This window comes from Pseudomonas sp. NFACC56-3, from assembly GCF_900100025.1.
Lineage (GTDB): Bacteria > Pseudomonadota > Gammaproteobacteria > Pseudomonadales > Pseudomonadaceae > Aquipseudomonas > Aquipseudomonas fluorescens_AA.
Genome location: NZ_FMTK01000003.1, coordinates 306441 through 329035, shown reverse-complemented (window position 1 = coordinate 329035; position 22595 = coordinate 306441). Strand labels below are relative to the sequence as shown.

The window sequence follows — 22595 nt, the reverse complement described above, 5'->3', positions numbered from 1 at the left end:
CTGTATTGGTTGCGTGCGTTGGCAGGTATCACCGAGGCAGGTTTTCACACATCCGCGGGGAGCAACCACATTGGAATTGAGACAACTGCGCTATTTCGTAAAAATCATTGAGCTTGGCAGCCTGGGGCGTGCGGCACTTGAACTGGACGTAGGCGTGTCAGCCCTCAGTCAGCAAATCTCCAAGTTGGAAAGCGAACTGTGCACCCGCCTCCTGAATCGAACTTCCACCGGCGTGACGCCCACTAGCGCCGGATTTGCGTTTTTACACCATGCCCAATTGACGCTACGCCAGGCGGAAAACGCCATCATGGCCGCCCATCGCGGGCGAATGAGCGGTTATGTCAGTGTCGGCTTACCGCCAACTACCGCAACGGTGCTCGCGTTGCCCTTGATCAACGCAATGCGTGCGCGTTATCCGGACATACAACTGCATTTGGTGGAAATGCTTTCCGGCCACTTGGCGGCGCAGCTCAACGCACGGCAAATTGACTTGGCCATCCTCTTCCAGCTCGAAGGGGGTAAACGTTGGAGCGTGACGCCGCTGCTGGATGAAAAGCTGTTTGTCATTGCCTCGCCCAGCCTCCCTCAAGCGCCTTCTGGTGACAGCGTGCAGTTAGCCGATCTCGGCGGCCTGCCGCTGGTCATGCCCAGTGCGCAACATGGATTGCGCTCGGCATTAATGAGCGCGTTCGAGCGGGTCGGGCTAACACCCAATGTCATTATGGAAGTCGACGGTCTCGCTGTTTTGATGAACGCCGTTCGGGCCGGTCATGCGGCAACGATACAACCGGGGGCGGCCGCTGCATTGAAAGACGGGTCCGGACTTTCACTGGTCAGGATTGCCGATCTCCACGTGGGCCGGCGTAATCTTCTGGCGACGCTGGCTGACGACGAACTCTCTCCGGCGGCGCTGGCAACGCGATTGGTCATCGTCGATGTTGCACGACAGTTGGTCGTCGATAAACAGTGGCCTGGAGCTACGTGGATAGAAGGGGCAGACGCGTAATCCTCCTTCAACCCAGGACATCTGCTGACGACAAAGCCTTTAGAAAAACTAAACACCCCGTATCAAAAGCAGCCTTTCGACCACTCCCTCCCCACCCTATCGTTCTCCCCACTCGCAAGGAGCACTTCGTTCCCGCTTCCTTGCAAATCGAGGAGCAATAATGATCGATGTCTTAATCATAGGGGGTGGCAACGCTGCCTTGTGCGCCGCTCTGATGGCGCGAGAAGCGGGCGCCAGCGTGATGCTACTGGAAGCCTCTCCGAAAATCTGGCGCGGTGGCAACTCCCAACACACCCGTAACCTGCGATGCATGCACGACGAACCGCAGGACGTGCTGATCGATGCCTATCCGGAAGAAGAATACTGGCAAGACCTGTTGAAGGTTACCGGTGGCCTCACGGATGAAAAGCTTGCACGCATTGTAATTCGGGCATCGTCTTCTTGCCGCGATTGGATGCGTTCACACGGCGTGCATTTTCAGCCTTCGCTGTCCGGCGCGCTGCACGTCGCGCGGACCAATGCATTTTTCATGGGCGGCGGCAAAGCGCTGGTCAATGCGTATTTCCGCAGTGCCGAGCGCCTGGGTGTAAAAGTTCGATACAACACGCAAGTGACCGACATCGAGTTGGATGAGGGGAAATTCGTCGCTGCCCATGTGGGCGAACATGAGGTCGATGGTCAGCGTTTCGCCGCAGAACGCATTGAAGCCCGGGCCTGCGTGTTGGCGGCCGGCGGCTTCGAATCCAACCGTGAATGGCTCCGCGAAGCCTGGGGTCAGAACGAACGCGGTGAATGGCCATCGGATAATTTCCTGATCCGGGGTACCCGATTCAACACCGGCATTTTGCTACGGCGCATGCTCGACCTGGGCGCAGATGTGATCGGCGATCCGACGCAAGCACACATGGTCGCGATTGATGCCCGCGCGCCATTCTACGACGGCGGCATCTGTACCCGAATCGACTGCGTATCGCTGGGTGTGGTGGTCAATCGTGATGGCGAACGCTTCTACGACGAAGGTGAGGATTTCTGGCCAAAACGTTATGCGATCTGGGGGCGTCTGGTGGCCGGACAACCCGGTCAGCAGGCGTATTCGATCATCGATCAGCAAGCCATCGGCCGCTTCATGCCGCCGGTTTTTCCCGGAACCACCGCCAATACCCTGCAAGACCTTGCCCGTCTGTTGAAGCTGCCTCAAGAAAAATTCGTCAAGACTGTCGAGGACTACAACAGCGCCTGCCGCGTTGGCACGTTCGATCACACCGCGTTGGACGACTGCCACACCCAAGGACTGACGCCCGCCAAAACCCATTGGGCGCGGCCATTGGTGAAACCACCTTTCTACGCCTACCCGCTTAAACCGGGTGTCACGTTCACCTACCTCGGGCTCGCTACCGACGAAACCGCTGCCGTGCATTTCAACGGCAAAGCGAGCCCCAACCTGTTCGTCGCGGGGGAAATGATGGCCGGCAATGTTCTGGGTAAGGGCTACACCGCCGGCATCGGCATGGCCATCGGTACCGCGTTTGGCCGCATCGCCGGTGCGCAGGCGGCCGCTTCGGTGGGCTTTGGCATTTCATCTGCAAACACGGAGCCTCGACATGCAACTGTTTGATCCCCAAGCGTCGGACGGGCTGATCCCGGTGTTGAATCTTGACGAAAGTGAAGTCCAGCGGCAGATGGCCATCTGCAATGCCTGTCGTTATTGCGAAGGCTTTTGCGCAGTATTTCCGGCGATGACCCGGCGCTTGGAATTCACTCAGGCCGACATCCATTACCTGGCGAACTTGTGCCATAACTGCGGCGCGTGCCTGCACGCCTGTCAGTACGCCGCCCCACACGAATTCGACGTCAACATACCCAAAGCCATGGCCAAAGTGCGCCTGGATACTTACGCCGAATACGCCTGGCCGCAAGCGCTGGGCAAGTTGTATCAGCGCAACGGCCTGACCCTGGCGCTGGCTTCCGGTGGGGGACTGGCGTTGTTTTTATGCCTGACCCTGATGCTCATGGGCAACCTGTTCACGGCCATTCCCGGGGGCGACTTCTACAAGATTTTCCCGCATAACACCCTGGCGCTGATGTTTGGCTCAGTGTTCGGCTTTGCGGTACTCGCCCTGACCATGGGTGTACGGCGCTTCTGGCGCAACGTTTCACCGGTCGCAGCGCCACTGCCGTTGAAAACGTCCGCGGCATTGGAGGCTACGGCCAACATCGCGAAGCTCAAATACCTGGACGGCGGTCATGGCGAAGGCTGCAATAACGCCGACGATCAATTCACCTTGTGGCGCCGCCGATTCCACCACCTCACCTTCTACGGCTTCATGCTGTGCTTCGCCGCCACCGGTGTCGCCACGCTCTTTCACTATCTGCTGAAGTGGTCGGCGCCTTATCCGATCTTCAGCTTGCCGGTGATGTTGGGTATTGCCGGTGGCATCGGCCTGCTGATCGGTCCGGCGGGGCTTCTTTGGCTGAACCTGCGTCGCAACCCTGCGCACGGCGATGAGAACCAAAAACCCATGGATCGCGGCTTCATCGCACTGCTGTTTCTGGTCAGCGCAAGCGGCCTGGCGCTACTGGCTTTTCGTGAAACCAGTGCCTTGGGCTTCATGCTGGCGATTCATCTCGGCCTGGTCATGGCGTTTTTCTTGACCATGCCCTACAGCAAATTCGCCCATGGCATATTCCGCAGCGCAGCGCTGCTCAAACACGCCATAGAGAAGCGTCAACCCAACCCGATCAATGCCGGCAGCGACTGACAACGGCAACAACCTGGGCCAAGGGATCTATAAATAAAAAAGGGTCGCGAGATAAAATCTCGCAACCCTTTGAATTATATGGTCGGGACGGAGTGATTCGAACACTCGACCCCTAGCACCCCATGCTAGTGCGCTACCGGACTGCGCTACGCCCCGACTAGGCGTGAATCTTGTTCCGCTTCTCAACGGAACGCTCAGGAATATATCGCAAGCTTTTGAAAACTGGAAGTATTTAAAGCAGAAATTTTATTTCTTGAGCACCACCAGCACATCTTCAAGCTCGGCGATCATCTGGCGGATCATTTGTTTGTACTGGGTTGTATCGTCCTTGGCCTCATCACCGGAGAGGCGCAGGCGTGCGCCGCCGATGGTGAACCCCTGGTCGTACAGCAGCGCACGGATCTGCCGGATCATCAGCACGTCTTGTCGCTGATAATACCGGCGGTTTCCGCGGCGCTTGACCGGGTTGAGTTGAGGAAACTCCTGCTCCCAATAGCGCAGCACGTGCGGTTTTACCGCACACAGCTCGCTGACTTCACCGATGGTGAAGTAGCGTTTGCCCGGGATGACGGGTAGTTCGTCGTTATGACTTGGTTCCAGCATAAGCCTCAACTCGGGCCTTCAACTTCTGCCCTGGACGAAAGGTGACCACACGGCGAGCCGTGATCGGGATTTCTTCTCCCGTTTTCGGATTGCGGCCAGGCCGCTGGCGTTTGTCCCGAAGGTCGAAATTGCCGAAACCGGACAATTTGACCTGTTCGTTGTCTTCCAGAGCGTGCCTGATTTCTTCGAAAAACAGTTCGACCAATTCTTTGGCCTCCCGTTTATTCAGGCCCAACTCCTCATACAGACGTTCCGCCATCTCAGCTTTCGTCAGAGCCCCCATACGTCACTTCCTTAACGTGGCGTTCAACCTGTTTTCGAGCGAGGTGAGGATATTCTGCGTTGCGGTATTCACCTCATCGTCATTAAGAGTGCGCGATGGATGCTGCCAGGTCAAGCCAACTGCAAGGCTTTTTCTATGCGGATCAATGCCTTTACCCTGATACACGTCAAATAGCCTGAGGTCCGTCAGCCATTCGCCTGCATTTTCACGGATTACCTCCAGCACGGCGCTGGATGCAACGTCGCGATCGGCCAGCAACGCAAGGTCACGACGCACTTCAGGAAAGCGCGATAACTCTTGGAATTTCGGCATTTTCCCTTGGGCCACTTCGGCCAGAACCAGCTCGAAAACGAAGACTGGACGGTCGAGACCCAGGGTTTTCGACAGTTCCGGGTGGATGGCGCCGACATAGCCGACTTCACGCCCATCTCGCTCGATGCGTGCGGTCTGCCCTGGGTGCAGCGCCGGGTGCTTGCCTGGCACGAAAGTGAATGCGTCGAGCGCGCCGGCGAAGCCCAGCACCGCTTCCACGTCAGCCTTGACGTCGAAGAAGTCGACGACATCGCGACCTTGCGCCCAACCTTCCGGCAGACGGCTGCCACAGACGACACCAGCCAGCATCGACTCCTGCTTCAAGCCGTCCAGCTGACCGACGAAGCGCAGGCCGCTTTCGAACAGACGCACACGATCCTGCTGACGGTTCAGGTTATGCTGCAACGATTTGACCAAACCAGGCCACAGGGACGAGCGCATGGCCGCCATGTCGTTGGAAATCGGGTTGGCCAGCAACAGCGGCTCGACACCCGGATTGAACAGCTCGAACTGGCGCGGATCGATGAAGCTGTAGGTGATCGCTTCCTGATACCCACGGGCCACCAGCAGGCGGCGCAGTTCCGGCAGGTCGCTACGGGCTTCGGCCTTGGCTTGCGGGGCCAGGCGCGCTTGTGGGTAGCGAACCGGCAGACGGTTGTAGCCATACAGGCGAGCCAGCTCTTCGATCAGGTCGACTTCCAGGCTGATATCGAAACGATGGCTTGGCACTTCGACGCGCCACTGCCCTGCCCCATCGGCACTGATGTTCAGGCCGAGGGCGCTGAGCAGGCGTTCGACTTCGGCCGGCGCCATTTCCATGCCCAGCATCTGGGTGATGCGCTGGGCACGCAGGGTGACCGGTGCAATCTTCGGCAGGTGCTGTTCGCTGACTGTCTCGATGATCGGGCCGGCTTCACCGCCAGTGATCTCCAGCAGCAGGCCAGTGGCGCGCTCCATGGCTTCACGGGCCAGTTGCCAGTCCACGCCACGCTCGTAGCGGTGTGAGGCGTCGGTGTGCAGGCCATAGGAACGCGCCTTGCCAGCGACGGCGATCTGGTCGAAGAACGCGCTTTCCAGGAATACATCGCGGGTCGTGGCGGATACACCACTGTGCTCGCCACCCATGACGCCAGCAATCGCCAGGGCGCGGGCGTGGTCGGCAATCACCAGGGTGTCGCTGCGCAGGGTCACTTCCTGGCCGTCGAGCAGCACCAGCTTTTCACCCTCTTCGGCCATGCGCACGCGGATGCCGCCGTTGATTTCGGCGAGATCGAACGCATGCAACGGTTGACCCAGCTCCAGCATCACATAGTTGGTGATGTCGACAGCGGCGTCGATGCTGCGCACGTCGGCACGACGCAGGCGCTCGACCATCCACAGCGGTGTTGGCTTGGACAGGTCGACGTTGCGGATCACACGGCCCAGGTAACGCGGGCATGCCGCCGGCGCCAGGACCTCAATCGAACGCACTTCGTCATGCACCGCCGGCACGGTCGCGACCACCGGACGCGTCACGGGGGCGGCATACAACGCACCGACTTCGCGAGCCAGGCCGGCCAGGGACAGGCAGTCGCCACGGTTCGGCGTCAGGTCGACCTCGATGCTCGCATCGTTCAGACCCAGGTACTCACGGATGTCCTGGCCCACCGGCGCATCAACCGGCAGTTCCATCAGGCCATCGTTGCCCTCGCCGATCTGCAGTTCGGCCTGGGAGCACAGCATGCCGTTGGACTCGACGCCACGCAGCTTGGCTTTCTTGATCTTGAAGTCGCCTGGCAGCTCGGCACCGATCATGGCGAACGGGATCTTCAGGCCCGGGCGCACATTAGGTGCGCCGCAGACCACCTGGAAGGTTTCCGCGCCATTGCTGACCTGGCAAACCCGCAACTTGTCAGCGTCCGGGTGTTGCTCGGTGCTCAACACCTCACCCACTACCACGCCGCTGAATTCACCGGCGGCCGGCGTGACGCTATCGACCTCAAGACCGGCCATCGACAGGCGAGCAACCAGCTCGTCCCTACTTACCTGCGGGCTTACCCAGCCGCGCAGCCATTGTTCACTGAATTTCATCCTGCTCTCCTAATAGATTCGTTACCAACTGCGACCTAGCGAAACTGCGCAAGGAACCGCAAGTCGTTGTCGAAGAACAGGCGCAAGTCATTCACACCGTAACGCAACATGGCCAGGCGCTCGGCGCCCATGCCGAAAGCAAAACCCGAGAATTCTTCCGGATCGATACCGGACATACGCAGCACGTTCGGGTGAACCATCCCGCAGCCCATTACTTCCAGCCAGCCAGTCTGCTTGCAGACACGGCAGCCTTTGCCGCTGCACATCACGCATTCCATATCGACTTCAGCGGAGGGCTCGGTGAACGGGAAGTACGAAGGGCGGAAACGCACCGCCAGTTCTTTTTCGAAGAACACCCGCAGGAACTCTTCGATTGTGCCTTTGAGGTCGGCGAAATTGATGTCGCGATCGACCAGCAGGCCTTCGACCTGGTGGAACATCGGCGAGTGGGTGATATCGGAGTCGCTGCGGTACACACGGCCTGGGCAGACGATGCGGATCGGCGGCTGCTGCGATTCCATGGTGCGGACTTGTACCGGCGAGGTATGGGTGCGCAACAGCATGTTCGCATTGAAATAGAAGGTGTCATGCATCGACCGGGCCGGGTGATGGCCTGGGATGTTGAGTGCTTCGAAGTTGTGGTAGTCGTCTTCGACCTCAGGGCCTTCGGCAATGCCGTAGCCGATGTGGGTGAAGAACTGCTCGATGCGTTCCAGGGTCCGGGTCACCGGATGCAAGCCACCGGAGGTCTGGCCACGGCCAGGCAGGGTCACATCGATGGACTCGGCGGCGAGCTTGGCAGCCAGGTCCGCCTCCTCGAGCAATGCCTTGCGCGCATTGAGGACTTCTGTGACACGCTCCTTGGCAACGTTGATCAGCGCACCGACCTGCGGACGCTCTTCGGCTGGCAGGTTCCCCAGGGTCTTCATCACCTGAGTCAACTCGCCCTTCTTGCCAAGGTAGTGAACCCGGATTTGCTCCAGGGTATTGATATCTTCAGCGCTTTGCACAGCCTCTAGTGCTTGAGCGACCAGCGCGTCCAGGTTTTCCATGTACAGACTCCAGATACAAAATAGGGGAAGAGCTTTAAGGCTCTTCCCCTATTTATGACGTTTGACACCTGGGCCCACAGAGGTGAGCCCGGGTGACTGCCGGGGGTACTTAAGCCAAGGTGGCTTTAGCTTTCTCGACAATCGCAGCAAACGCCGCTTTTTCGTTCACTGCCAGATCAGCCAGAACCTTACGGTCGATCTCGATGGACGCTTTTTTCAGGCCAGCGATGAAACGGCTGTAGGACAGACCGTTAACACGAGCACCAGCGTTGATACGAGCGATCCACAGAGCGCGGAACTGACGTTTTTTCTGACGACGGTCACGGTAGGCGTATTGGCCTGCCTTGATTACCGCTTGCTTGGCAACACGGAATACGCGGGAACGCGCGCCGTAGTAGCCTTTAGCAAGTTTCAGAATTTTTTTGTGACGCTTACGGGCAATGACGCCACGCTTTACACGAGCCATGAGTTACTTCCTCTATTCTTGATCCAAAAATTAACGAAGGCGCAGCATGCGCTCGACTTTTGCCACGTCAGACGGATGCAGCAAGCTGCTACCGCGCAGTTGACGCTTACGCTTGGTCGACATTTTGGTCAGGATGTGGCTCTTGAAAGCGTGCTTGTGCTTGATACCGTTAGCAGTTTTCAGAAACCGCTTAGCAGCACCACTTTTGGTTTTCATCTTTGGCATGTTCGGATACTCCGCATTCAGTTGATAAACATAATCGCAAGGCCTGCCGTGCCCTGTTGATTACTTCTTCTTTTTCGGGGCGATGACCATGATCAGCTGGCGTCCTTCCATCTTAGGATGCTGTTCGACCGAACCGTACTCGAGCAGGTCTTGTTCAACCCGCTTGAGGAGTTCCATCCCCAGCTCCTGGTGGGCCATCTCACGGCCGCGGAATCGCAAGGATACCTTGGCCCTGTCCCCGTCACTCAGGAAACGTACCAGGTTGCGCAGTTTTACCTGGTAATCCCCTTCCTCCGTCCCTGGACGAAACTTGATTTCTTTTACCTGAATCTGCTTCTGGTTTTTCTTCGCCGCGGCAATCTGCTTCTTCTTCTCGAAGATCGACTTGCCGTAGTCCATCACCCGGCAAACCGGTGGGACTGCGTCCGCGGAAATTTCTACCAGATCAAGCTTTGCTTCTTCAGCAATACGAAGCGCTTCATCAATCGAGACGATGCCAATCTGCTCGCCGTCAGCGCCAATTAACCGAACCTCGCGTGCCGAGATATTCTCGTTGATCGGGGCTTTCGGTGCAGCTCGTTTATCTTGTCTCATTTCACGCTTAATAATAATTACTCCAAATCTGGGCGACCACGCCGGGAAACCGCTTGCGCGAGGAACTCAGCGAATTCGGCGACGGGCATCGAGCCCAGGTCAGCACCTTCACGAGTACGCACAGCGACAGTCTGCATCTCGACCTCCCGATCTCCAATAACCAAGAGAAAGGGAACCTTGAGCAAAGTATGCTCGCGGATTTTAAAGCCGATCTTTTCATTTCTCAAGTCGGACTTGGCACGAAATCCGCTTTGGTTGAGAGTTTTTTCGACTTCGGCGGCAAAATCTGCCTGTTTATCAGTGATATTCATGATCACTGCCTGGGTCGGTGCCAGCCACGCAGGGAACGCACCTTCGTAGTGTTCGATCAGAATCCCGACGAAACGCTCGAACGAACCGAGGATCGCGCGGTGAAGCATGACCGGGTGCTTGCGGCTGTTGTCTTCGGACACGTATTCGGCGCCCAGACGGATCGGCAGGTTAAAATCGAGCTGCAGGGTACCACACTGCCAGACGCGACCAAGGCAATCTTTCAGCGAGAACTCGATCTTCGGACCGTAGAAAGCCCCCTCGCCCGGCTGCAGGTCATACGCAAGGCCCGCGCTATCGAGGGCGGCGGCCAGGGCCGCTTCGGCGCGATCCCACAGCTCGTCGGAGCCGACGCGTTTTTCCGGACGAGTGGACAGCTTCATCTCGACTTCGGTGAAGCCGAAGTCCCGGTAGACGTCCATGGTCAGCTTGATGAAAGCGGCGGATTCGGCCTGCATCTGCTCTTCGGTGCAGAAGATGTGGGCATCGTCCTGGGTAAACGCACGCACGCGCATGATGCCGTGCAGCGCACCCGACGGCTCGTTGCGGTGGCAGGCACCGAACTCGGCCAGGCGCATCGGCAGCTCGCGGTAGCTTTTCAGGCCCTGGTTGAACACCTGCACGTGGCACGGGCAGTTCATCGGCTTGATGGCGTAGTCGCGGTTTTCCGACTGGGTGGTGAACATGTTGTCGGCGTAGTTGGCCCAGTGCCCGGATTTCTCCCACAGGCTGCGGTCGACCACTTGCGGCGTCTTGATCTCCAGGTAGCCGTTTTCACGCTGGACCTGGCGCATGTACTGCTCGAGCACCTGGTACAGGGTCCAGCCGTTCGGGTGCCAGAACACCATGCCCGGGGATTCTTCCTGGGTGTGGAACAGGCCCAGGCGCTTGCCGATCTTGCGGTGATCGCGCTTTTCGGCTTCTTCGATGCGCTGGATGTAGGCCGCCAGTTGCTTCTTGTCCGCCCAGGCAGTGCCGTAGACGCGCTGCAACTGCTCGTTCTTCGCATCGCCGCGCCAGTAGGCGCCGGACAGCTTGGTCAGCTTGAAGGATTTGAGGAAACGCGTGTTCGGCACGTGCGGGCCGCGGCACATGTCGACGTATTCTTCGTGGTAGTACAGGCCCATGGCCTGCTCGTCCGGCATGTCTTCCACCAGACGCAGCTTGTAGTCCTCGCCACGGGCCTTGAAGACTTCGATGACTTCGGCGCGCGGGGTGACTTTCTTGATGACGTCGTAGTCTTTCTCGATCAGCTGCTGCATGCGCTGTTCGATGGCGGCCAGGTCGTCCGGCGTGAAAGGACGCTCGAAAGCGATGTCGTAATAGAAGCCTTCGTCGATGACCGGCCCGATGACCATCTTCGCGCTCGGGTACAGTTGCTTGACCGCGTGGCCAACCAAGTGCGCGCAGGAGTGGCGAATGATCTCCAGCCCCTCTTCATCCTTGGGCGTGATGATTTGCAGCGTGGCGTCGCTGTCGATGACGTCACTGGCGTCGACCAGTTTACCGTTGACCTTGCCGGCCAGGGTGGCCTTGGCCAGGCCCGCGCCGATGGATGCGGCGACCTCGGCTACGGAAACCGGGTGATCGAACGAACGTTGACTGCCGTCGGGAAGAGTAATAGTTGGCATGGCGCCTCCTCTCCTAGTGGTGACCCCTACCAAAGGTCACGTGGGTTGGGATGAGCCAGTACAAGATCCAGTCCAGGCCATTCAATGACGAACGCCTGCCTTACAGCGGCAGGAGCCTTGCGGCCAACCGGGAAAACCGAACCAGAGTGACTGGGATTCAAATCAGGGTTATTCGGACTCTTTGCCACCGGGACGAACGCTCGTCCGCAGCCTGGAAATAGCCGAGCCCGGCATGCTAGCACAGATGAACGGTCATCGATGCACAAGGCTGTCACAGGAAGGCAAATCGTCCGCTTTTATGCCAGAGTGCTGAACTTGATCGGCCCTAGCGCCCTCGAATCACAGAACATCGACCCACAAGGAGCATCCCCGCATGCGTCTCAATACCCTGTTCGCCGTAGTCGCCCCCATTGCTCTGCTGCTGCCGTTGAGTGCCCACGCCGAATGGCCGAAGGGCGAGCGGGATAAATACATGGCCCAATGCACGCAGGCGGCTACCCCGCAGATTGGCGCGGCGGCGGCCAAATCCCACTGCGCCTGTGGCGCCGACGCCATCAAGTCCTACCCGGCGAGTGATATCCAGGCGCTGATGGACAATAAGGCCACCCCTGAACAGCAGCAGAAAGCCCTTGGCGAGATCGCCAAATGCAAGGCCAACGTGCCTGCGAAAAAGTGAATAACTGGAGTCTTTAAGGCCGCCCAGGGCTGATAAAAGGCCAAAAAAAGCGCTTTTTCGTACTATTTATGCAGGTTTTACAGCTTTTTTTATCGTCTTTACGTTCGGCTCAAAGCCTTTAAAACCGGGCCTTTCAGCGGGTAAGGGCGATAAAGTAAACACGACTGATTGGCAAACAGCGCCTGCGGGGGGCTCCCAAATCGAACATTTCGACTATGATACCCGGGTGTGCCCAGTTGGCCTGAGCAGCACAGTACACTGAAAATATATGTTTCTTGGAGATACACCATGTCTAATCGCCAAACCGGCACCGTTAAATGGTTCAACGATGAAAAAGGCTTCGGCTTCATCACTCCTCAAGGTGGCGGTGACGACCTGTTCGTACACTTCAAAGCTATCGAAAGCGACGGTTTCAAAAGCCTGAAAGAAGGCCAGACCGTTTCCTTCGTGGCTGAGAAAGGCCAAAAGGGTATGCAAGCTGCACAGGTTCGCCCAGAGTAATTTCTCGGCGCACAAAAAAACCCCGTCCATGTGACGGGGTTTTTTATGGGCGATTGAAAACCCTCAATCAGCCACAGTTCACCCGATTGATCACCAGGTTGGCATCGGTATTGAGGTTCAGGCGATCGGAGCGGTACTCGAGCGTGACCATGTCGTTGGGCTTGAGGATCCGGGCATTCTGCGCGCCGGCACGGGTACGGGCCTGCTCCAGCAACTGGGGCGAGGCCTTCTGGCCAATGGCGAATTCGGCGGCCTTTGCTTCGCAGCGGCTGTGACCGGTCTCGGCCGCTACAGGTTCGGGGGTCGACTCAGAGGTGCTGCTGCAACCGCTCAAGAACATGACGGCCAGCAAAGTACTCAATGACGCGAGCTTCCAAGGCATGAAGCCTCCTTTTTTCGATGAATAAACAGAGAGCGTGCGACAGCCCAAACAGCGCTTGGTTTCAACAGCGCAACCATCAGGCCGGGAAAGCTGGCAGTTTGCCTGAGCCCCCAGCCCTGTTCAGGCCTGAATCGTGACTGGATATGAATGCGGCTCAATAAACGTCAATGTAATCGAAGGGCGGATTGGGCCAGTTGTCCTTCAGCGCGTTGTAGATCTGCATGACCCAGACCTCGTCGCTGGCAGCGACCCGGCCGACGTACCCCGAGCCCTTCGCCCACGTTTCGAGCCGAAACCGCAAGCCCTCGATGTCAACGCCACCGACCACACCCGAGGACAGATAGGCGATGCCGTCCTTGGTCACGCGCAGTTGGGTATGCTCGTCGTCACTGGCCGAGGCCAGCAATTGACGAACCGCCTCGATGGTCAGGCCATCAGGAGCGTTCAAATCTATCTGCACGGCGAAGCTCCTTTGAAAAATAAAAGAACAAGTGTCGCACAGCCCTCCCCCAATGCCTAAGTCGCAGTGCCAAATCCCAGGCAAAAATGTTTAACTCAGCCTACAGACCTTCAACTCGCGAGCCCGACCATGAGTACCGTCAGTATCGAAGCCACCATCAATGCCAAATGGTCGGAGGGCCACAGCTCCTATAGCCCGGGCAGCCCGGAGGAGCTGGCAATCATCTGCATAGAATTGTTGGTGAAAGAGTTGGGGATAGAAGTCGCCCGCAACTTTATCCAGCAGACATTCGAGCGCTACCCGAGCATCGTCGACGCCGTGGATTGAGGCACGCGCCCGCAGGTCAGCCTGGGGGCGCGCGATATAGCCAGGCAGGTTACTTCAGGCGCGCCAGGCGCTCGGTCAGCAGGTCAAAGAACCCTTGGGCATCACCGTTTTCCACCCAAAACGCGTTCTTCGGCGCCTTCAGGCCGTCGTACCAGTCGACGATGGTCTGCCCGAACGTGGGCCCCTCGCGACTGTCCACGACGACATTGACTGAACGGCCAGAGAACAATTGCGGCTTGAGCAGATAGGCAATCACGGTCGCGTCATGCACCGGCCCGCCCGTCATGCCGTAGTGCTCCATGTCACCCTTGACGTATTCGTTGAGGATATCGCCCACCAGCTTGCTGGCATTGTTGTTCAGCGCCGCGATCTGCTTCAGGCGCGCCTCGCTGGTGAGAATCTTGTGGGTCACGTCCAACGGCAGGTAGGTCAACTTCACGCCGCTCTTGGCCACCACCTCGGCCGCCTGCGGATCGGCGAACAGATTGAACTCGGCCACCGGCGTGATATTGCCGCCGTTGAAGTGCGCACCGCCCATGATCACCACTTCCTTGATGCCCTGGACAATGTCCGGCTCCTGGATCAACGCCAGCGCCAGGTTGGTCTGCGGCCCCAGCATGGCGATGGTGATGCTGTGGGGCTTGGCCGCCTTCAGCGTGTCGATCAGGTAGTTGACGGCATTGCCTTCGGCCAGCCCCTTCTTCGGCTCATGCACCGTGACACCCGACAGGCCTTCCTTGCCATGGATGTTCTCTGCGTAGATGGGCGTGCGCATCAAGGGTTTCGGCGCACCAGCGTAGACCGGCACGTCTTCGCGCCCCGCCCATTCACGGGCCAGGCGAGCGTTGCGCGAGGTCTTGTCCAGGCGCACATTGCCGGCGACGGTGGTCAGCGCACGGATATGCAGCTCCTCGGGCGACGCCAGGGCGAACAGCAGCGCCACCACGTCGTCGGCACCTGGGTCGGTGTCGATGATCAGGTCGATCTTTTCCGCCGCCTGGGCGCTCGTTGCAGTGATCAATGACAAAAGCAGCAGACTCCGGATCAATTGACGCATTTTCTCAGCATAGCGGCGCATGGCGCACTCCTTGTGCAGGGTTGAACGGGATTTAGAACGTCACTCCAGCGACCAGCACGATATTGCAGTACGGCGAGCATTCGCCTGTGCGAATGATCGCCCGCGCCTGTCGGCTGATGACCTTGAATTGCTCATGGCTGACCAATGCCCGCTCACCCAACGCCCCCTCGGCATTCAGCGTCTCCAGGGTTGCCAGGGCCAACGGCTGTTTGTCGAGGATCTCCTCGGCCAGGACATGGCTTTCCACCTGCATTTCGCTGAGCACCACCTTCAAGGTGCTGACGAAGTCAGGAATGCCATGGGTCAGGGCCAGGTCGATCAATTCGACCTGGGGCGGCACGGGCAGGCCGGCATCACCGATGACGACCTTGTCGCCATGGCCGAGGGAAGCGATCAGTCGGGACAGTGCCACATTCAATAACGGCGTCTTCTTCATGATTTGAAAGCCTGTACTTCCAGCAACGTAGGGATTGAAGGTTGCGCGCCGGCGCGGGTGACCGACAGCGCGGCGGCGACCTGGCCGAAACGAATCGCATCGACCTCGCTTTTGCCGCTGGCCAAGGCTGCCGCGAAGCCGCCGACAAAGGTATCCCCGGCGGCTGTGGTATCCACTGCCTTGACCCGCGGGGCCGGGAAATGCTCGAAGCTGGCGCCGTTGGCGAACATCAGCCCCTGGGCCCCCAGGGTGACGATCACCTTGCCAGCACCGGCGGCGATCAAATGCGCCGCGGCGGCCTCTGCGGTTTCCAGGGAATCCACCGCCAGCCCGCTCAGCACCGCGGCTTCGCTTTCATTGGGAATCAGGTAGTCGATGCAGGCGTACCAGTCGGCGGGCAACGCATGGGAAGCCGGCGCGGGGTTGAGGATGACGATTTTGCCCAACTCACGCCCGCGCTTGAGGGCATGACCGACGGTGGCATCCGGCACTTCGAGCTGGCAGATGATGACATCGGCGCTTTGCAGCACGTCATCGACACCGTCCAGGACCTCGGCGGTGAGCGCACCGTTGGCACCGGCGACGATAACGATCGCATTCTGGCTGTTGTCGTCGACGACAATCAGCGCCACGCCGCTGGAGCCCGTCTCCACGCGGACCGCCTGGCAGTCGATGCCCTCGGTCAGCAACGCGCCGCGCAATTGTTCGCCATAGGCATCGTCACCCACGCAGCCGACCATCGACACCTGCGCCCCCAGGCGCGCGACGGCTACCGCCTGGTTGGCGCCCTTGCCGCCGGGGATGGTGGCGAACGACTCGCCGATCAGGGTTTCACCGCCACGGGGCAAGCGCGGCGCCCGGGTCACCAGGTCCATGTTCAGACTGCCTATTACCACTACTTTTGCTGGCATACATCAGTACTCATCAATTCGGTTCAGCGGTATTGGGCGAATGTACCGGACAGCGGTGCAGTCGACTCTCGCAAGACAATACTCGGCGTCACGATCCGCTGGTCGGTGGCAAGGCCCGGCGTAGCGATACGCCGCAGCAGTACTTCGGCCGCCATTTCCCCGAGCTGCAGGATCGACTGCCCCACCGTGGTCAACGCCGGGTAGACATAGCGGCTCATCTGGATGTCATCGAAACCGATGACCGACAGTTCGCTGGGCACACGCACATTGCGCTCGGCCGCGGCGCGCAGCACACCGATGCCGATCATGTCGTTGGCCGCGAAGATCGCGCTGGGCGGCAGCTGTTCAAGCAGTTGCGCGGCGGCGCGGTAACCGCCGGTACTGGTGAAATCGCTCTCGAGCATGCGCTCGACGGGCAGTTCGATCCCGGCCTCTTTCAGCGCCCGGCAGTAACCGGCCAGGCGCATTTGCGCCACGCTGGTATCGGCCGGGCCGCCGATGAAGGCGATATCGTGGTGTCCCAACTCCAGCAGGTGCCGGGTCGCCAGGTAGGCGCCGTATTCATGATCGATGCGCACCAGGTCCGCGTCGACGCCATCAAGCCCACGGTCAACGATGACCATGGGCGTACGCACGCTGGCCAGGCCCTCGGCCAGGCCGACATCGCCTCCGGCGGACGCGAAGATCAGGCCATCGATGCGTTTTTCCAGCAGTACCCGCAGGTAGCTGCGTTGCTTGTCCGGGTTGTCGTCGGAGTTGCACAGGATCACGCAATAGCCGTTGCGCTCACAGTAATCCTCGATGCCCCGGGCCAACTCGGCAAAGTAAGGGTTGAGGCTGTTGGGCACCAACAGGCCGATGGTCGCCGTGGTCTTGGCCTTGAGCGACCGGGCCACGGCGCTGGGCACATAGTCCAGGCGCTCGATGGCCGCCTCGACCTTGAGCCGCACTTCCTCGCTGACCGGCCGCGTCTTGTTCACCACGTGGGACACGGTGGTGTAGGAGATCCCCGCGAGCGCTGCTACATCCTTGATCGTCGCCATGGCTCAGCCCCGCCGACTGGCGCGCTGACTGCGATAGGTATCGAGCACCACCGCCACCACGATCACCGCGCCGGTGATGATGCGTTTGGTCGGCTCGGTAGCGCCGATCTGCGCCAGGCCCGCCGCCAGCACGGAGATGATCAACACGCCGAAGAAGGTACTGATGACCGAGCCGCGCCCACCCATCAGGCTGGTACCGCCGATGACCACCGCCGCGATCACCTGCAGTTCCAGCCCTGAGCCGGCGTTCGGGTCCGCGGCCTCCAGGCGGGAAATCTGGAACAACGCCGCCACGCCGGCCAGCAAGCCCATCAGGCTGAACACCAGGATCTTGTAGGGTTTTGGATTGATGCCGGCCAGGCGCACGGCTTCTTCATTGGTGCCGATGCCGATCAGGTAGCGACCGAACACCGTGCGGGTCAGCACCGCCTGGGCAATGAAGATCACCAGCAAGGCAATGATGAACGAAGGCGAGATACCGAAGGCGATGGGGTTGGACAGCCAGGCGAACGAGTCGCCGATGTAGGCGGTCCGGGACCCGGTCATCTGGTACGCCAGGCCCCGGGCCATTTCCAGCACGCCGAGGGAGACGATGAACGATGGAATCCGCCACGCAACGGTGATCGAACCGGTGACCGTACCCGCCAGCGCCGCCACGGCCATGCCGAGCAAGGCCGATGGCCAGACGCTCCAGCCCCAGCCGAGCACGGCCACGCTGACCGTCGAGGCCGCCAGTGCCAGCACCGAGCCCACCGACAGGTCGATGCCGCCGATGATCAGGATGAACGTCATGCCGACCGCCAGCACCATCAGGTCGGGAATCTGGTTGGCCAAGGTGCTGAACGTGTCATAGGACAGGAAGTGGCTGCTCAGGGTTGAGAACAGCGCGACCATGGCCAGCAGTGCGCCAGCCAGGCCCAGGTAGGTCCCGAGGCCATAGAAGTTGCCACTTGATTTGCCGACGGCAGATGCGGTTTTCATGAAAAATCCCTAGGCGCTGCTTCGTTGAGCAACGCATCACGTTTCTGGTAGCCGGCGAATGCCGCGGCAAGCAAGTCATCCTGGGTCCAGCTATCGCGCTCGAAGGTGTCGATCAGGCGCCCGGCGGACAGCACGCCGATTCGATCGCAGATCAACATCAGTTCCCGCAGGTCACTGGACACCACGACCAGCGCCTTGCCCTGGCGAGTCAACTCGCCGAGCAGCGCATAAATGTCGAATTTGGCGCCGACGTCGATGCCACGGGTCGGCTCGTCGAACAGCATGACCGCGCAATCGCGTTCGAGCCAACGACCGATCACGACCTTCTGCTGGTTGCCGCCCGACAGCTCGGACACCAACTGGGTCGGGCTGGAACTGCGGATGCGCATGGCATCGACCTGGCGCTGCGCCAGGGCCAGTTCGGCGCTGCCATTGACCAGGCCGGCGCTGGAGATCTCCGGCATGTTACCCAGGGCAATGTTGGCGGCGATGGACTGCGTCAGCAGCAAGCCTTCGCCCTTGCGGTCTTCGGTGATCAACGCGATGCCATGGGCCACCGCATCGGACGGCGAGCGAATGCTCACCACCCGGGCCGGCGAACCCAGCGCCACCGTGCCGCTGTCGGCCGGATCGGCACCGAAGATCAACCGCAACAGTTCGGTGCGCCCTGCCCCGATCAGGCCGGAGATGCCGAAGATCTCGCCACTGCGGACTTCGAAGGACACGTCGCGGACCTTGTCGGAACGGGTCAGGCCTTTAACGGTCAACGCCGGCGCGCCGATCTGGCGTGGGCCAAGGTCGATATGTTCGCCCAGCTCCCGGCCGACCATCAGGGTCACCAGTTGCTCGCTGTCGTAGTTGGCCATCGGCTCGACGCAGACCAGGTTGCCATCGCGCAGTACCGCAATGCGCTGGGCGACCCGCGCCAGTTCTTCGAGGCGATGGGAAATGTAGATGATCGACACGCCACGCGCCTGCAAACGAGTGATCTGCTCAAAGAGCATTTCGACTTCGCGGGCCGTCAGCATGGCGGTCGGCTCATCGAGAATCAGCACATGGCAATCGCCAATCAGGTTGCGGGCGATCTCGACCATCTGTTGGTGACCGATCCCCAGCTCGCCGACCAGCGTGTCGGGATCGATCGCATCGAGCCCCACCTGGGCCATGGCCTCGATGGCCGCCTTGCGCAATTGCTTGCGACTGATCCAGCCGCCGTGGCTGGGCAGGTTGTCGAGGAACAGGTTTTCAGCCACGGACAGGGTCGGCAGCAGGTTGAGCTCCTGCATCACCATGCGTACGCCCAGCTCTTCAGCCTGGGTCCGGCTGCCAGGACGATAATCCTGCCCCTGAAATTGCATCTGCCCGGTCGTCGGCGTCACCAGCCCGCCGATGATCTTGGACAGGGTGCTTTTGCCGGCGCCATTTTCACCGGTCAGCGCCAGCACTTCACCGCGCATCAACGTCAGGTTGATATCGGTCAGTACCGGCTGGGCATAGGTCTTGCCGATACCGCTGACGCACAGGACAGCGTTCGGGTCGCGAACGGACATAACAAACTCTCCAATGCGCTCGCCCGGACGGGCGAGCACCGTTGTGTCGCCAGGTTTACGGCTTGGTCACCAGCTCGACCGGAGTTTCGATAACGCCGTTGGTACCGCTGTCGACTTTTTCGCCCTTGAGCATCTTCAGCGCTGTTTCGATGCCGAACACGGCCTGCTTGGCGGCGAACTGGTCGGCAGTCGCCAGGACACGACCGTCCTTGAGCATTGGCTTGATGGCGTTGATGTTGTCGTAGCCGACCACCTGCACTTTGCCCGCCTTGCCCGCCGCACGCACGGCCGATACGGCACCGACCGCCATGCTGTCGTTACCGGCCAGCAGTGCCTTGATGTTCGGGTATTCGCTGAGCATCGACGCGGCAACCTGGTTGCCCTTGTTGATTTCCCAGTCGCCGGATTGCAGGGACACGACCTTGATCTGCGCCGCGTCCATCGCATCCTTGAAACCCGCGGTGCGTGCCTGGGCGTTGGTGGTGGTGGAGACACCTTCGATGATGCCGACTTCGTCACCGGCCTTGAGTTGCTTGGCCAGATATTCGCCCACCAGCCGCGCGCCCTTGCGGTTGTCAGGGCCTACGAACGGCACGTTGATGTTCTTGCTCTTGACCACGGCCGGATCGAGCTGGTTATCGATGTTGATGACCGTGATGCCGGCATCCACGGCTTTCTTGATCACCGGCACCATGGCCTTGGAGTCCGCTGGCGCGATGATCAGGGCATCGACCTTGGACACGATCATCTGCTCGACGATGCGGATCTGGTTGGCGGTGTCGGTTTCATCCTTGATCCCGTTGGAGATCAGGTCGAAATCGGCGGAGTGTTCCTTCTGATAAGCCTTGGCGCCGTCTTCCATGGTCAGGAAGAATTCGTTGGCCAGGGATTTCATGACCAGGGCAACCTTGGGTTTTTCTGCGGTCTGGGCGAATGCCGAGGAGAGAGGCAGCGTGGCGGACGCGGCCGCGAGCATGGCAACAGCGAGAAGGCGTCCAGCGAATGGCAACTTCATGGGTTCACTCCGATCTTATGATTATTGTGAGCAAATCAATGCACGGAACGCCGCGCAAACGTTTGCGTGAAGTGAACTATGGTAAGGCCTCGCAGATTTGTCAACGTTGCGGTTTGATCCGCAACGTCGCAGCTCAACGTAGAAGCTCAGGCCGTCGTATTGACCACCGAACCCGAACCGCTGCCCTTGGACAACTCCGTGACCAAGTGGCCAGTGACTTCCAGCAAAGCGCCACTGGTGTCGGCGATCTGCCCCTGGATGGCCATGACCGCCGAGGTCCTGGCTTCCTCCGTGGCATAGTCGCGCGCCTGGGCGGCGGCCAGTTGTTGTTGCTGCTCCCTGAGCTGCTGCTGAAGCTCTTGCATCCGCTTGAGCAGCACCTGGACGGCCACGCTCTGGCTGCTGCCGCTCTCCTGCGCCTGGTCGGTTGCTTCAGCGCCAACGCCCATGCCCGTGCGGACCTTGCCCGAGTCTTGCGTTGCACCCAGGGCCTCATCGGCGGCCTGGTCTTCTGCCTCGCTCAAAGCCTTCAGGGTGCCGGCGGATTTTCCGCCAATGGTCACCGCTGCCGCATTGGGAAAGCCGATGGAAAACGACATGTCAAAACTCCATAGAGGGGGATTCCTACGAAGGACATCGCCCGCCGAAGCACTTTCTTTAGCGTCCGATGAAATCAGTCAATAGCTTCGCCACCTTGAGCGGGTGACAACCTGTTTACGCAAGCCGATAAAAAATTCCTTTCTCCTACACCAAAACGAAAAAAGTGCTGTCAGACGATTTTCTTGAATTTTAAGTAGTTGCGTAAATGCCTACGGTTAAATACTGTATACCCGTACAGCCTAATAAGGATAATCCTGTGGCCACCCCCTCCGCTGCAACTACCCCCTTAGATTCCTATACGCGACTCGGCCTCCGGGTCTCGAAAATCATCAACGCCCCCACCGCGCAAAAAGCCAAGGCCGCGTTGATCTTCCGCCTGCCCGACGAGCCGGTGGATGAGTGGGAACGCCTCCTGGAAGAAATCGACGAGAACGACAACGTGACCCTCGCCTATCGCGACGATGGTGGTGTGCAGGTTTTCTGGGTTGTGCCGAAGGAAGATTGAGCCTGATGAGTGTTCGCTGTTTAGCTTTTTTGCTTGTGTTCATTACCATGGGCGCACAGGCCGGTGCCCCGCGCACCTTCAACGAAGCCAAGAAAATCGCCTGGAAACTCTACGCCCCGCAATCCACCGAGTTCTACTGTGGCTGCAAATACACCGGCAATCGCGTGAACCTGGCTGCCTGCGGTTACGTACCGCGCAAGAATGCCAGCCGTGCCGCCCGCATCGAGTGGGAGCATATCGTCCCGGCCTGGCAGATCGGCCATCAGCGTCAATGCTGGCAACAAGGCGGTCGCAAGAACTGCACCCGCTATGATCCCGTCTATCAACGGGCCGAGGCCGACCTGCACAACCTGGTGCCGAGCATCGGGGAAGTGAATGGCGATCGCAGCAATTTCAGTTTCGGCTGGCTGCCGGAGCAAAAGGGCCAATACGGCTCATGCCTGACCCAAGTGGATTTCAAGGCCAAGAAGGTCATGCCCCGCCCCTCCATCCGGGGGATGATCGCCCGGACCTATTTCTACATGAGCAAGCAGTATGGCTTGCGCCTGTCGAAACAGGACCGGCGCCTGTACGAAGCCTGGGACAAGACCTACCCGGTCGAAAGCTGGGAACGTCAGCGCAACCAGAGCGTGGCGTGTGTCATGGGACGTGGGAACGAGTTCGTGGGACCGGTGGACATGAAGGCCTGCGGTTGACCTCGCATTCGTGAACAGCACAAAACCAACTGTGGGAGCGAGCTTGCTCGCGATAGCGGTGGATCAGCCAACGTTGATGTTGACTGACATGTCCCTATCGCGAACAAGCTCGCTCCCACAGGTTT

General features: G+C 59.6%; 26 protein-coding genes and 1 tRNA gene. 8 read left to right on the top strand and 19 right to left on the bottom strand.

From position 1 onward, the window contains the following. The first annotated feature begins 70 nt into the window (after window positions 1–70). From BLO80_RS06765 to tcuB, 3 genes are all read left to right on the top strand, one after another. Entirely contained in the window at window positions 71–1006 is a 936-nt protein-coding gene (locus BLO80_RS06765) for a LysR family transcriptional regulator (protein ID WP_092327438.1), read from the top strand. 160 nt (window positions 1007–1166) lie between these two features. After that, window positions 1167–2621 (top strand): FAD-dependent tricarballylate dehydrogenase TcuA, encoded by a 1455-nt coding sequence (gene tcuA / locus BLO80_RS06760; RefSeq protein WP_092327437.1) that lies wholly within the window; start codon window positions 1167–1169, stop codon window positions 2619–2621. Continuing rightward, complete coding sequence (gene tcuB / locus BLO80_RS06755; protein WP_092327435.1) at window positions 2608–3765, top strand: tricarballylate utilization 4Fe-4S protein TcuB; 1158 nt, start codon at window positions 2608–2610, stop codon at window positions 3763–3765. The genes tcuA and tcuB overlap by 14 nt, the downstream gene beginning before the upstream one ends. A gap of 79 nt (window positions 3766–3844) precedes the next feature. Here the strand turns inward: tcuB and BLO80_RS06750 are convergent. The 9 genes from BLO80_RS06750 to thrS form a co-directional block, all read right to left on the bottom strand. After that, window positions 3845–3921, bottom strand: a tRNA-Pro gene (locus tag BLO80_RS06750). A gap of 90 nt (window positions 3922–4011) precedes the next feature. Further along, window positions 4012–4368: a MerR family transcriptional regulator gene (locus BLO80_RS06745; RefSeq protein WP_003179985.1), complete on the bottom strand. Its 357-nt coding sequence runs from the start codon at window positions 4366–4368 to the stop codon at window positions 4012–4014. Then, window positions 4349–4651: an integration host factor subunit alpha gene (gene ihfA, locus BLO80_RS06740; protein WP_002553164.1), complete on the bottom strand. Its 303-nt coding sequence runs from the start codon at window positions 4649–4651 to the stop codon at window positions 4349–4351. The genes BLO80_RS06745 and ihfA overlap by 20 nt, the downstream gene beginning before the upstream one ends. 3 nt (window positions 4652–4654) lie before the next feature. Then, entirely contained in the window at window positions 4655–7033 is a 2379-nt protein-coding gene (pheT, locus tag BLO80_RS06735; protein WP_092327434.1) for a phenylalanine--tRNA ligase subunit beta, read from the bottom strand. 35 nt (window positions 7034–7068) lie between these two features. Continuing rightward, window positions 7069–8085: a phenylalanine--tRNA ligase subunit alpha gene (gene pheS / locus BLO80_RS06730; protein WP_092327432.1), complete on the bottom strand. Its 1017-nt coding sequence runs from the start codon at window positions 8083–8085 to the stop codon at window positions 7069–7071. 109 nt (window positions 8086–8194) lie between these two features. Then, entirely contained in the window at window positions 8195–8551 is a 357-nt protein-coding gene (gene rplT, locus BLO80_RS06725; protein WP_002553161.1) for a 50S ribosomal protein L20, read from the bottom strand. Between the two features lie 30 nt (window positions 8552–8581). Beyond that, entirely contained in the window at window positions 8582–8776 is a 195-nt protein-coding gene (gene rpmI / locus BLO80_RS06720; protein ID WP_002553160.1) for a 50S ribosomal protein L35, read from the bottom strand. A gap of 60 nt (window positions 8777–8836) precedes the next feature. Continuing rightward, window positions 8837–9388, bottom strand: a complete 552-nt coding sequence (gene infC / locus BLO80_RS06715; RefSeq protein ID WP_169432615.1) for a translation initiation factor IF-3 — start codon at window positions 9386–9388, stop codon at window positions 8837–8839. Further along, the gene (gene thrS / locus BLO80_RS06710; protein WP_092199001.1) at window positions 9388–11310 is read right to left on the bottom strand and encodes a threonine--tRNA ligase; all 1923 of its coding nucleotides are present in this window, start codon (window positions 11308–11310) and stop codon (window positions 9388–9390) included. The genes infC and thrS overlap by 1 nt, the downstream gene beginning before the upstream one ends. 373 nt (window positions 11311–11683) lie before the next feature. On the opposite strand from thrS, the gene BLO80_RS06700 reads away from it, so the two are divergent. Beyond that, entirely contained in the window at window positions 11684–11986 is a 303-nt protein-coding gene (locus BLO80_RS06700; protein ID WP_092327431.1) for a TrbG/VirB9 family P-type conjugative transfer protein, read from the top strand. Between the two features lie 288 nt (window positions 11987–12274). After that, window positions 12275–12487: a cold-shock protein gene (locus tag BLO80_RS06695; protein ID WP_003179963.1), complete on the top strand. Its 213-nt coding sequence runs from the start codon at window positions 12275–12277 to the stop codon at window positions 12485–12487. Window positions 12488–12554: 67 nt separating this feature from the next. Here the strand turns inward: BLO80_RS06695 and BLO80_RS06690 are convergent, their stop codons facing one another. Together BLO80_RS06690 and BLO80_RS06685 are read right to left on the bottom strand one after the other, a co-directional pair. Beyond that, entirely contained in the window at window positions 12555–12869 is a 315-nt protein-coding gene (locus tag BLO80_RS06690; RefSeq protein ID WP_092327429.1) for an I78 family peptidase inhibitor, read from the bottom strand. 154 nt (window positions 12870–13023) lie between these two features. Beyond that, window positions 13024–13329, bottom strand: a complete 306-nt coding sequence (locus BLO80_RS06685) for a hypothetical protein (RefSeq protein ID WP_092327427.1) — start codon at window positions 13327–13329, stop codon at window positions 13024–13026. A gap of 129 nt (window positions 13330–13458) precedes the next feature. Here BLO80_RS06685 and BLO80_RS06680 point away from each other — a divergent pair, with 129 nt between their 5' ends. Further along, complete coding sequence (locus BLO80_RS06680) at window positions 13459–13656, top strand: hypothetical protein (protein ID WP_072405216.1); 198 nt, start codon at window positions 13459–13461, stop codon at window positions 13654–13656. A gap of 49 nt (window positions 13657–13705) precedes the next feature. Here the strand turns inward: BLO80_RS06680 and BLO80_RS06675 are convergent, their stop codons facing one another. The 8 genes from BLO80_RS06675 to BLO80_RS06640 form a co-directional block, all read right to left on the bottom strand. After that, window positions 13706–14734, bottom strand: a complete 1029-nt coding sequence (locus BLO80_RS06675; protein ID WP_092327426.1) for a nucleoside hydrolase — start codon at window positions 14732–14734, stop codon at window positions 13706–13708. A 31-nt stretch (window positions 14735–14765) separates the two neighbouring features. Further along, window positions 14766–15170 (bottom strand): D-ribose pyranase, encoded by a 405-nt coding sequence (rbsD, locus tag BLO80_RS06670; protein WP_060738181.1) that lies wholly within the window; start codon window positions 15168–15170, stop codon window positions 14766–14768. Further along, window positions 15167–16081, bottom strand: coding sequence for a ribokinase (rbsK, locus tag BLO80_RS06665; protein ID WP_092327424.1), 915 nt, complete (start codon window positions 16079–16081; stop codon window positions 15167–15169). Before rbsK ends, rbsD begins: the two co-directional genes overlap by 4 nt. A gap of 23 nt (window positions 16082–16104) precedes the next feature. Then, on the bottom strand, window positions 16105–17124 hold the full coding sequence (locus tag BLO80_RS06660; protein ID WP_092175792.1) for a LacI family DNA-binding transcriptional regulator: 1020 nt from the start codon (window positions 17122–17124) through the stop codon (window positions 16105–16107). Between the two features lie 3 nt (window positions 17125–17127). After that, on the bottom strand, window positions 17128–18105 hold the full coding sequence (locus tag BLO80_RS06655; protein ID WP_060738184.1) for an ABC transporter permease: 978 nt from the start codon (window positions 18103–18105) through the stop codon (window positions 17128–17130). Next, window positions 18102–19655: a sugar ABC transporter ATP-binding protein gene (locus BLO80_RS06650; protein ID WP_072405219.1), complete on the bottom strand. Its 1554-nt coding sequence runs from the start codon at window positions 19653–19655 to the stop codon at window positions 18102–18104. Before BLO80_RS06650 ends, BLO80_RS06655 begins: the two co-directional genes overlap by 4 nt. 55 nt (window positions 19656–19710) lie before the next feature. Then, window positions 19711–20670, bottom strand: coding sequence for a sugar ABC transporter substrate-binding protein (locus BLO80_RS06645; protein ID WP_092327423.1), 960 nt, complete (start codon window positions 20668–20670; stop codon window positions 19711–19713). A gap of 146 nt (window positions 20671–20816) precedes the next feature. Further along, window positions 20817–21269 carry a hypothetical protein gene (locus tag BLO80_RS06640; RefSeq protein ID WP_092327421.1) on the bottom strand — a complete coding sequence of 151 codons (453 nt, stop codon included), beginning with the start codon at window positions 21267–21269 and terminating at the stop codon, window positions 20817–20819. 206 nt (window positions 21270–21475) lie between these two features. Here BLO80_RS06640 and BLO80_RS06635 point away from each other — a divergent pair, with 206 nt between their 5' ends. Both BLO80_RS06635 and BLO80_RS06630 read left to right on the top strand, forming a co-directional pair. Beyond that, complete coding sequence (locus BLO80_RS06635) at window positions 21476–21775, top strand: DUF1654 domain-containing protein (protein WP_092327419.1); 300 nt, start codon at window positions 21476–21478, stop codon at window positions 21773–21775. 5 nt (window positions 21776–21780) lie between these two features. Continuing rightward, entirely contained in the window at window positions 21781–22470 is a 690-nt protein-coding gene (locus tag BLO80_RS06630; protein ID WP_092199034.1) for an endonuclease, read from the top strand. The last annotated feature ends 125 nt before the right edge of the window (window positions 22471–22595 follow it).